Origin of the sequence: Streptomyces incanus, from assembly GCF_042656345.1 — a bacterium.
Lineage (GTDB): Bacteria > Actinomycetota > Actinomycetes > Streptomycetales > Streptomycetaceae > Streptomyces > Streptomyces incanus.
The window spans coordinates 141,897-152,076 of record NZ_JBHSPC010000011.1; the positions used below are offsets into that span (position 1 = coordinate 141,897).

At 68.3% G+C, this 10,180-nt stretch carries 9 protein-coding genes and 1 tRNA gene; 9 read left to right on the forward strand and 1 reads right to left on the reverse strand.

Going from position 1 to position 10,180, the window contains the following annotated elements:
• The first annotated feature begins 124 nt into the window (after window positions 1-124).
• Together ACFP2V_RS03460 and ACFP2V_RS03465 are read left to right on the forward strand one after the other, a co-directional pair.
• Complete coding sequence (locus ACFP2V_RS03460) at window positions 125-337, forward strand: hypothetical protein (RefSeq protein WP_381205105.1); 213 nt, start codon at window positions 125-127, stop codon at window positions 335-337.
• A 21-nt stretch (window positions 338-358) separates the two neighbouring features.
• Window positions 359-550, forward strand: a complete 192-nt coding sequence (locus ACFP2V_RS03465) for a hypothetical protein (protein ID WP_381205108.1) — start codon at window positions 359-361, stop codon at window positions 548-550.
• A 205-nt stretch (window positions 551-755) separates the two neighbouring features.
• Here ACFP2V_RS03465 and ACFP2V_RS03470 read toward each other — a convergent pair.
• A tRNA-Leu gene (locus ACFP2V_RS03470) sits at window positions 756-839 on the reverse strand.
• Window positions 840-1,519: 680 nt separating this feature from the next.
• On the opposite strand from ACFP2V_RS03470, the gene ACFP2V_RS03475 reads away from it, so the two are divergent.
• The 7 genes from ACFP2V_RS03475 to ACFP2V_RS03505 all read left to right on the forward strand — a co-directional run bounded on the left by ACFP2V_RS03475 (window position 1,520) and on the right by ACFP2V_RS03505 (window position 10,178).
• Window positions 1,520-2,392 (forward strand): FhaA domain-containing protein, encoded by an 873-nt coding sequence (locus tag ACFP2V_RS03475; RefSeq protein WP_381205111.1) that lies wholly within the window; start codon window positions 1,520-1,522, stop codon window positions 2,390-2,392.
• 10 nt (window positions 2,393-2,402) lie between these two features.
• Window positions 2,403-2,912, forward strand: coding sequence for an FHA domain-containing protein FhaB/FipA (locus tag ACFP2V_RS03480; protein WP_042163133.1), 510 nt, complete (start codon window positions 2,403-2,405; stop codon window positions 2,910-2,912).
• 132 nt (window positions 2,913-3,044) lie between these two features.
• Window positions 3,045-4,583 (forward strand): Stp1/IreP family PP2C-type Ser/Thr phosphatase, encoded by a 1,539-nt coding sequence (locus ACFP2V_RS03485; RefSeq protein ID WP_381205150.1) that lies wholly within the window; start codon window positions 3,045-3,047, stop codon window positions 4,581-4,583.
• A gap of 27 nt (window positions 4,584-4,610) precedes the next feature.
• Window positions 4,611-6,047 (forward strand): FtsW/RodA/SpoVE family cell cycle protein, encoded by a 1,437-nt coding sequence (locus ACFP2V_RS03490; RefSeq protein ID WP_381205115.1) that lies wholly within the window; start codon window positions 4,611-4,613, stop codon window positions 6,045-6,047.
• Complete coding sequence (locus tag ACFP2V_RS03495; protein ID WP_381205118.1) at window positions 6,044-7,519, forward strand: peptidoglycan D,D-transpeptidase FtsI family protein; 1,476 nt, start codon at window positions 6,044-6,046, stop codon at window positions 7,517-7,519. The genes ACFP2V_RS03490 and ACFP2V_RS03495 overlap by 4 nt, the downstream gene beginning before the upstream one ends.
• Window positions 7,520-7,689: 170 nt before the next feature.
• Window positions 7,690-9,705, forward strand: coding sequence for a Stk1 family PASTA domain-containing Ser/Thr kinase (gene pknB, locus ACFP2V_RS03500; protein WP_381205121.1), 2,016 nt, complete (start codon window positions 7,690-7,692; stop codon window positions 9,703-9,705).
• A gap of 188 nt (window positions 9,706-9,893) precedes the next feature.
• A complete protein-coding gene (locus tag ACFP2V_RS03505) occupies window positions 9,894-10,178 on the forward strand; it encodes a hypothetical protein (protein ID WP_381205124.1) in 285 nt (94 codons plus the stop codon).
• The last annotated feature ends 2 nt before the right edge of the window (window positions 10,179-10,180 follow it).

Sequence of the window (10,180 nt, forward strand, 5' to 3'; positions counted from 1 at the left end):
TCGTAGCGGTGCCATCGCGATGACGGCGAAACCACTCGTCCCGCAGATTGCTCCCTCTCACCTGGGCGGTCCGGCTCCCCCTCGCGCCGGGAACACGGCAGAGCTGCACAAAGAGGGATGAAGCGTGGGTTCGTCGAAGTACCCGCGTCTCGGGTTCGATCCGGCACCGGGCGATCCGAAGACCGTGCGGTTGACGACCTCCCTGATCGGGCGGGCCGACCGGGAGAGCGGCGTGGCGCAACTCAGCGAGATCGGCGCATCCGGTGGGATCCGGGTGGGCCGGTCCGCCGACACGTTCACGAAGTCGACCGACAAGATCCAGCCACATCTGAAGTGAGCATTCGAACCGATCAGTTCAGTGCACCACGCCCTGTCGAACCGGCAGACCGGTCCGGACGGCTTCCAGGCGCGCGGCCCGCAAGCCGTGGAGGGGGAGAACGCGGCGGCCGCGAGCAGGGCGAACACCGACAAGGGCGGCCCCGGCTGCCTGCCCGGCACCATCGTCACCCGACAAGAGAGCCGGAGAACCGGACTCCGACCGGTCACCTGACACGAGCTGCCCAGCCGGACGCACCATCCCCGACGGCGTCACCACGCACCATGGACAAACGAAACAGGGGCCCCGCCCGTGAGATAACTCACGGACGGGGCCCCTGCGCGCTTCAACCGGGTCGTGATCGCCTCACAACCCGCAGCAAACGAGAAACGGGCCCCTGCCATGACTTTCGCCACGTGCAGCGACCCGTTTCGCGATGTGCGCGAGGGGGGAGTTGAACCCCCACGCCCTTGCGGGCACTGGAACCTGAATCCAGCGCGTCTGCCTATTCCGCCACTCGCGCATCTAACGTGTCGTCCAGCCCTTCCCCGCAGGGGTTCGGCGCCTTCCGACACGTGAACATTAGCACGCTGATCGGGGTGGATTCACATCCCTTTCCACCCGCCCCAGGCCCGCCCGCCCCGAGCCGCACCGCCGGCCACAAACAGCCCCTGAGCGGCCCGTACGCAGCCCACGGACCGCCCGAGCCGTCACGGACGACCACCGTGACACCGCCGCACCGGCCGTCCCGCACCCACCCGCATCGCCCAGGATGTCCCGTTCGCCGGGCAGCCCCGGGCAGCCGCGTACCCATGCGTACCGACGCGTATCGACAAGAACCGACGAGGACCGACGAGGACCGCTTCACGTATCAACCTCGTACCGGTGACCCCCGTCTCCCCAGGTGCCGGGCCGAGTCCACAGCCGGGTGCGGGACACTGGTCCGCAGCCCCCTCTACGATCCATGGCAGAGGGCTCGCACGAGCACGGCCGGAAGAGTTCGAAGGCAAGCCCCTGAGGGAGCTCCGTCAAGCATCGACACCCGTCGGTCCGGGCGGGCAGGGGGAACCAGCCGATCGACCGGGGCGTGGATACGATCAGTAAGCAGTACCAGTTATGCGGTGCACGGAACAGTGCACCGGGCAGTAGACGCAGTAGAAGACAGGGCAGTACACAGGACGGCGACTACGGAGGAGGTGCCACATGGGAGTCCTGAAGAAGTTCGAGCAGCGACTCGAAGGCCTGGTCAACGGCACCTTTGCCAAGGTGTTCAAGTCCGAGGTGCAACCCGTGGAGATCGCGGGAGCGCTCCAGCGGGAGTGCGACAACAACGCGACCATCTGGAACCGCGACCGCACCGTTGTCCCCAACGACTTCATCGTCGAGCTGAGCACACCCGACTTCGAGCGGCTCAGCCCGTACTCCGGGCAGCTCGGCGACGAACTCGCGGGCATGGTGCGTGACTACGCCAAGCAGCAGCGCTACACCTTCATGGGCCCCATCAAGGTGCACCTGGAGAAGGCCGAGGACCTCGACACCGGCCTGTACCGGGTGCGCAGCCGTACGCTCGCCTCCTCCAGCAGCCAGGCGGGCCCCACGGGCCCCGGCCCCGCCGGGCCCGGCATGGGCGGCCCGCCCGCCGGCGCCCCCGGCGGCTACGGCTACCCGCCGGCCGGCCCCACGGGCGCCCCGCCCATGCCGGCCGCGCCGCCGCCCGGTGGCCGGCCCGGAGGCTACGGCTACCCGCAGCCCGCGGGCGGCCAGCGGCCCCCCGCCGCACCCGCGTCCGCCGGGCGCACCCGGTACTGGGTCGAGGTCAACGGCAACCGCCACCAGATCTCCAACGCGACGCTCGTCATGGGCCGCAGCACCGAGGCCGACGTGCGGATCGACGACCCCGGCGTCTCCCGCCGGCACTGCGAGATCCGGACCGGAACGCCCTCGACGATCCAGGATCTCGGGTCCACCAACGGCATCGTGGTGGACGGACAGCACACCACCCGCGCTACGCTCCGCGACGGCTCGCGAATCGTCGTGGGCAGCACCACCATCATTTACCGGCAAGCCGAAGGGTGAAGCGGGGGCAATGTCAGAGCTGACCCTCACGGTCATGCGGCTGGGTTTCCTGGCCGTTCTGTGGCTGTTCGTGATCGTGGCCGTGCAGGTCATTCGCAGTGACCTGTTCGGCACACGGGTCACCCAGCGCGGAGCACGCCGGGAGGCCGCCCGGCCGCAACAGAGCGCCCGGCAGGCACCACCGCCGCAGCGCCAGCAGTCCGGGGGCGGCCGCCGCGGCCGCAACGCCCCCACCAAACTGGTCGTGACCGAGGGCACCCTCACGGGCACCACCGTCGCGCTCCAGGGCCAGACCATCACGCTGGGCCGGGCGCACGACAGCACCATCGTGCTGGACGACGACTACGCCTCCAGCCGCCATGCCCGGATCTACCCGGACCGCGACGGCCAGTGGATCGTCGAGGACCTGGGTTCCACGAACGGCACCTATCTGGACCGGTCCAGGCTGACGACCCCCACACCGATCGGACCGGGTTCACCGATCCGCATCGGCAAGACCGTCATCGAGCTGCGGAAGTAGTACGACAATGAGCGAGCGGAGCGAGCACGCAGTGGGGGTCCCCACCCCGGGCCCCGGCGCGCTCCCGACCGGAGGGTGGGCAGTGTGGCTCGACACGACCGGCTGTACCCGGAGCCGACGGGCGAGGTGCGCATGAGCCTGTCCCTGCGCTTCGCCGCCGGATCACACAAGGGGATGATCCGGGAGGGCAACGAGGACTCCGGTTATGCCGGTCCCCGCCTGCTCGCCATCGCCGACGGCATGGGCGGCGCCGCGGCCGGTGAGGTCGCCTCCTCCGAGGCCATCTCCACCATCGTCTCGCTCGACGACGACGTCCCCGGCTCCGACCTGCTCACCTCCCTCGGTACGGCCGTGCAGCGCGCCAACGACCAGCTGCGCATGATGGTCGAGGAGGACCCCCAGCTCGAGGGCATGGGCACCACCCTGACCGCGCTGCTGTGGACCGGCCAGCGCCTCGGCATGGTCCACGTCGGCGACTCCAGGGCCTACCTGCTGCGCGACGGCGTCCTCACCCAGATCACCCAGGACCACACCTGGGTGCAGCGGCTGGTGGACGAGGGCCGGATCACCGAGGAAGAGGCGACCACCCACCCGCAGCGGTCCCTGCTCATGCGGGCCCTCGGCAGCGGCGAGCACGTCGAACCCGACCTGTCGATCCGCGAGGTCCGGGCGGGCGACCGGTATCTGATCTGCTCCGACGGCCTGTCCGGCGTGGTCTCCCACCAGACCCTGGAGGAGGCCCTCGCCGGCTACCAGGGCCCCGAGGACACCGTGCAGACCCTGATCGAGCTGGCACTGCGCGGCGGCGGCCCGGACAACATCACCGTGATCATCGCCGATGTCCTCGACCTCGACACCGGTGACACCCTGGCCGGCCAGCTGTCCGATACTCCGGTCGTGGTCGGCGCCGTCGCCGAGAACCAGAACCAGCCCAGCGACAACAGCGCCATGCAGACCCCGGCCGGCCGCGCCGCCGGACTCGGCCGCAGGCGCGGCCAGGACGGCGGCGGGGGCGAGTTCGGCCCGCCCGGCAGCGGCGACGTGACCGGCTTCATCCAGACCGACGGCTTCGGCTACGACGAGGGCGACTTCGTCAAGCCCCGCAAGAGCCGCCGGTGGCTCAAACGCTCCTTCTTCAGCCTGCTCACCCTCGCCGTCATCGGCGGCGGCGTGTACAGCGGCTGGCGCTGGACGCAAACCCAGTACTACGTCGGCACCAACGGCGAACACGTCGCGCTCTACCAGGGCATCAGCCAGGACCTGGCCTGGGTCTCGCTCTCGAAGGTCGAAAAGGACCACCCCGAGATCGAACTCAAGTACCTGCCGCCCTACCAGCGGAAGCTCGTCGAGGCGACCATCGCCGACGGCGACCTGCACGGCGCCCGGTCGAAGATCGACGAACTCGCGGTCCAGGCCTCCGCGTGCAGGAAGCAAGCCGAGCGCCGTGCCACCGAGAGCAAGAGCAGCGCCAAGACCGGCGAGGGCGAGGCCGGAGGCACCACGGGAACCACACCCGCCTCCTTCACGTCCAAGGCCTCGCCGACGCCGACCCCCTCGGGCTCGACCGAGGCCCCGCAGAAGTCCACGCCCCCGTCCGCACCTACTCCCAGCCCCGGCCCCAGCCTCTCGGAGGAGGAGCAGAAGGTCGTCTCGCTGTGCGGTAAGCAGTAGGCAAGCCGTGAGAGGCCCTGTCACACGATGAGCAGTACTACCAACCCATCGGCGCAGCACACGTCCACGATCGGTGCGATCGGGGCGCCGAGCCGGCGCAACACCGAGCTCGCGCTGCTTGTCTTCGCCGTCGTCATCCCGGTCTTCGCCTACGCCAACGTGGGGCTGGCCATCGACGGCTCCGTCCCCTCCGGGCTGCTCGCCTACGGGCTGGGGCTCGGCCTGATGGCGGGGGTCGGACACCTCGTGGTGCGGAAGTTCGCCGCCTACGCCGACCCCCTGCTGCTGCCTCTCGCAACGCTGCTGAACGGTCTCGGGCTGGTCGTGATCTGGCGGCTGGACCAGTCCGAGCGGTTGCAGAACCTGGCGAAGCGCCTGTACGGGGCGTTCAGCCCGTCGGCGCCGAACCAGCTGCTGTACTCGGCCGTCGGGCTGGCTCTGTTCGTGGCGGTACTCGTCCTCATGAAGGACCACCGGATTCTCCAGCGGTACACCTACATCTCGATGGTGGGGGCGCTGTTCCTGCTGCTGCTGCCTCTGGTGCCCGGGGTCGGCGCCGACGTGTTCGGCGCCAAGATCTGGATCAGCGTCGCCGGTTTCTCCATCCAGCCCGGTGAGTTCGCCAAGATCATCATCGCGATCTTCTTCTCCGGCTACATGATGGTGAAGCGGGACGCGCTGGCCCTGGCCAGCCGCCGCTTCATGGGCCTGTACCTGCCCCGCGGCCGGGACCTCGGCCCCATCATCACCATCTGGGCCGTCAGCCTGCTCATCCTCATCTTCGAGAACGACCTCGGTACCTCGCTGCTGTTCTTCGGCATGTTCGTGATCATGTTGTACGTTGCCACGGAGCGGACGAGCTGGATCGTGATCGGTCTGCTGATGTCCGCCGCCGGCGCCGTGGGCGTGGCCTCGTTCGCCACCCACGTCCAGGCCCGCGTCGACGCCTGGCTGGACCCGTTCGGCTGCTACAAAACCTCCGGCGCCTGTGAGCAGATCGGCCAGTCGATCATGTCGTTCGGATCCGGCGGCGTCATCGGCACAGGCCTCGGGCAGGGCAACTCCGATCTGATCGGCTTCGCCGCCAACTCCGACTTCGTCTTCTCCACGTTCGGCGAGGAACTCGGCCTGGCCGGCGTCATGGCCATCCTCCTGCTCTACGCGCTGATCATCGAGCGCGGTGTACGGACTGCCCTGGCAGCGCGTGACCCCTTCGGCAAACTGTTCGCGATCGGTCTGTCCGGAGCCTTCGCCCTGCAGGTCTTCGTGGTAGCAGGTGGTGTCATGGGGCTCATCCCGCTGACGGGTATGACGATGCCGTTCCTCGCCGCCGGTGGGTCGTCGGTCATCGCCAACTGGGCCCTGATCGGCATCCTGCTCCGCATCAGCGACACCGCCCGCCGCCCGGCCCCCGCGCCCGCCACCAACCCAGACGCCGAGATGACTCAGGTGGTCCGACCGTGAACAAACCCCTGCGCCGCATCGCGATCTTCTGTGGGCTCCTCGTCCTCGCCCTTCTGATCCGCGGCAACTGGCTCCAGTACGTCCAGGCGGATGCCCTGCAGAAGAACGAGCACAACCGACGCATCGCCATCGGGCGCTACGAGCAGCCGCGCGGAGACATCATCGTCGACGGCAAGCCGATCACCGGTTCCAAGCAGACGTCTGGCAGCGACTTCGATTACAAGCGCACCTACAAGGACGGCCCGATGTGGGCGCCGGTCACCGGGTACGCCTCGCAGGCCTTCGGTGCCAACCATCTGGAGTTCATCGAGGACGGCATCCTCACCGGCAACGACGACCGCCTCTTCTTCCGCAACACGCTCGACATGCTGACGGGCAAGAAAAAGGAGGGCGGCAATGTCGTCACCACCCTCAACGCCGACGCGCAGAAGGCCGCTTACAACGGCCTGAAGCAGCGGGGCGGCAAGGGCTCGGTCGTCGCCCTCGAACCCTCCACCGGCAAGATCCTCGCGCTCGCCTCCTTCCCCTCCTACGACCCGTCCGAGATCGCCGGAAACAGCAACGCGGACGCCGAAGCCTGGAAGAAGTTCCAGAAGTCGGAGAACCCCGACGACCCGATGCAGAACCGGGCCCTGCGCGAGGTCTACCCGCCCGGCTCCACCTTCAAGGTCCTCACCGCGGCCGCCGCCCTGGAGGAGGGCCTGTACAAGAGCGCGGACGAGGAGACGGACACGCCGCTGCCGTGGATCATGCCGGGCACCACGACCCCGCTGGAGAACGACGGCGACCTCCCCTGCGAGAACGCCACCCTCCGCGAAGCGCTCCGGGTCTCCTGCAACACCGTCTTCGGCAAGATCGGCGCCCAACTCGGCAACGACAAGATGCTCGAGTACGCCAAGAAGTTCGGCTTCACCGAGGAGCACTTCACCCCGACCCGCTCCAGCGCCTCGGTCTTCTCCGACGACATGAACGAGTCGCAGACCGCCCTCTCCTCCATCGGCCAGTTCAACACCGCCACCACCCCGCTGCAGATGGCCATGGTCACCGCCGCCATCGCCAACAACGGCACCCTGATGAAGCCGTACATGGTCGACGAACTCCAGGCCCCCAGCGTCGACACCATCGAGAAGACGGACCCGGAGGAGCTGAGCAAGCCGATGTCGGCGGAGAACGCCCAGATCCTCCAGTCGATGATGGAGACCGTCGTCTCCGAAGGCACCGGCTCCAAGGCGAAGATCGACGGCGTCACCGTCGGCGGCAAGACCGGTACCGCCCAGCACGGTGTGGACAACAGCGAGAACCCCTACGCGTGGTTCATCTCCTACGCCAAGGGCGAGGACGGCAGCTCACCGGTGGCCGTCGCCGTGATCATCGAGGACGACAAAGCCGTGCGTGGCGACATCTCCGGCGGTGGCCTCGCGGCCCCCATCGCGAAGAGCGTGATGGAGGCGGTCGTCAAGGGCAAGCAGTGACCCCGCTCACGTCCGCTTCACATCGGCGCACGTTGCGGTACCGGTCCTGTATCGGCTGCGGTACTTGGCCAGGTCACACAAAGCGAGCCGGGTACGGTAGGGCCCGGACGGCAGCCTCCGGCCGCACGAACGTGCCGGCCGGGACCGACGGAGAGGGCTGGTAGGTAGCTATGGAAGAGCCGCGTCGCCTCGGCGGCCGGTACGAACTGGGCCAGGTGCTCGGCCGCGGTGGCATGGCAGAGGTCTACCTCGGCCATGACACCCGTCTCGGCCGCACCGTAGCAGTGAAGACGCTCCGCGCCGACCTCGCGCGCGACCCGTCCTTCCAGGCCCGGTTCCGCCGGGAGGCCCAGTCGGCCGCCTCGCTCAACCATCCCGCGATCGTCGCGGTCTACGACACGGGCGAGGACTACATCGACGGGGTCTCCATCCCGTACATCGTCATGGAGTACGTCGACGGTTCCACACTCCGTGAACTCCTGCACAGCGGCCGCAAGCTGCTGCCGGAGCGGACGCTGGAGATGACCATCGGCATCCTCCAGGCCCTGGAGTACTCGCACCGGGCCGGCATCGTCCACCGTGACATCAAGCCCGCGAACGTCATGCTGACGCGCAACGGCCAGGTCAAGGTCATGGACTTCGGCATCGCCCGCGCCATGGGCGACTCCGGCATGACGATGACCCAGACCTCGGCGGTCATCGGCACCGCGCAGTACCTCTCGCCCGAGCAGGCCAAGGGCGAGCAGGTCGACGCCCGCTCCGACCTGTACTCCACCGGCTGTCTGCTGTACGAACTGCTCACCGTCCGCCCGCCGTTCGTCGGCGACTCCCCGGTTGCGGTCGCCTACCAGCACGTCCGGGAGGAACCGCAGGCGCCGAGCGTCTTCGACCCCGAGGTCACGCCCGAGATAGACGCGATCACACTGAAGGCGCTCGTCAAGGACCCCGACTACCGCTACCAGTCGGCCGACGAGATGCGCGCCGACATCGAGGCCTACCTCGACGGCCAGCCCGTCGCCGCCACCGCCGCGATGGGCGCGGCCGGCTACGGCGGCTACCCCGACGACCAGGCGACGACGGCGCTGCGCTCGGACTCCGGCGCCGCGACGTCGATGCTGCCGCCGATGAACCCGGACGACGGCGGCTACGGCTACGACGACCGCCCCGGCCGGCGCCGCCAGCAGAAGAAGAACAACAACAACAACACCTCGACGATCCTGCTGGTCGCGTCGGGCGTCCTGGTCCTGATCGGCGCCATCCTGCTCGGCCGCTGGGTCTTCTCCGGCAACGGAGGCGTGGGCAACGACGACCTCAAAGCCCCGAACTTCATCGGCATCACGAAGGAAGCCGCCGAGAAACAGGCCGCCAACACCGACCTGGTCCTGAAGTTCACCGAGGAGCCCTGCGAGGAGCAGGCCAAGGGCAACATCTGCGACCAGGACCCGAAGCCGGGCACCGACGTCAAGAAGAAGTCCACCGTCAACCTGGTGGTGTCCACCGGGGCGCCCAAGGTCGAGGTTCCGGATGTCAAGGGCCTCAGCTTCGCCGACGCGGAGAAGGCCCTGAAGGAGAAGGGTTTCGAGGCCGAGAAGGAGAGCCAGGAGTCCAATGAGACGCCGGACACCGTGCTCGCCCAGGATCCCGCGGGCGGAACCACCCGTGAAAAGGGATCCACCGTCACCCTCACCATCGCCAGGGAGACATCCCAGGTGACCGTGCCCAGCCTCCTGGGCAGGACCCCCGACGCGGCCAAGGCACTGCTGGAGTCGAAGGGCCTGGTGCTCGGAACCCAGACGGAGGAGGAGTCGACGGCCCAGGCCGAAGGAACGGTCTTCGAGCAGAGCCTCAACCCGGGCACGGACGTCGACCGGGGCAGCACGGTCACCATCAAGATCGCCAAGGCCCCGGCGGACGAGAAGTTCGCGATGCCGAAGGTCACCGAGATCACCGTCGCCCAGGCCAAGCAAGTCCTCGCCGAGCACGGCTTGCAGCTCGAGGGCGTCCAGGGTGCCCCGAACGATGAGAACGCCTTCGTGTTCGGCAGCAACCCGCAAGAGGGCCAGGAAGTGAAGAAGGGCGACAAGGTGACCCTGTTCGCAGCTGGCCAGCAGGGGGGCAACAACGGCGAGGGCAACAACCGCGGAGGCGACAACGGCAACCTCTTCGGCGGCCTCATCGGCGGCTGACCCCACCCGCGCACGACGGACACGACGGAGCCCCGGCCCCCTCTTCGGAGCGGGCCGGGGCTCTTTCATGGACCCAGCCTGAACGCGTGTCCTCGCTTCGCTCGTGCCTTCGCGTGCCACAGCTCGTTGATCGGGTGGGGTGGGCCATCCGGGTTCTGCTCCGACCACGAGAACCGAAGGGGCAGAAGATGATCAAAGAATCAGTACTGCTGGAATCGCAGACCCTGCGCAGCAGCGTGCTGGACCGCACGGACGTACTCGACAAGGTCAAGGCCCTGTCACTGCTCCCGGATGGTATGCACGTGACGACGGCGATGGTAGCGGCCTACTTCGGAGTCGCTGCCGAAGCCATCCGGCAGCTGACCAAGCGCCACCGCGAGGAACTCACAGTCAATGGGATGTCAGTGCTCCGAGGCGCTGACCGGAAAACTCAACGGTCAGATGGGTATGGCGGGGTAGCCCCTCGGCGGTGATG

Bases quoted from the DNA above. Each gene is read 5' to 3' on its own strand.
- ACFP2V_RS03475 (WP_381205111.1), top strand. From the start codon at position 1,520: ATGGGAGTCCTGAAGAAGTTCGAGCAGCGACTCGAAGGCCTGGTCAAC.
- ACFP2V_RS03480 (WP_042163133.1), top strand. From the start codon at position 2,403: ATGTCAGAGCTGACCCTCACGGTCATGCGGCTGGGTTTCCTGGCCGTT.
- ACFP2V_RS03485 (WP_381205150.1), top strand. From the start codon at position 3,045: ATGAGCCTGTCCCTGCGCTTCGCCGCCGGATCACACAAGGGGATGATC.
- ACFP2V_RS03490 (WP_381205115.1), top strand. From the start codon at position 4,611: ATGAGCAGTACTACCAACCCATCGGCGCAGCACACGTCCACGATCGGT.
- pknB (WP_381205121.1), top strand. From the start codon at position 7,690: ATGGAAGAGCCGCGTCGCCTCGGCGGCCGGTACGAACTGGGCCAGGTG.
- ACFP2V_RS03505 (WP_381205124.1), top strand. From the start codon at position 9,894: ATGATCAAAGAATCAGTACTGCTGGAATCGCAGACCCTGCGCAGCAGC.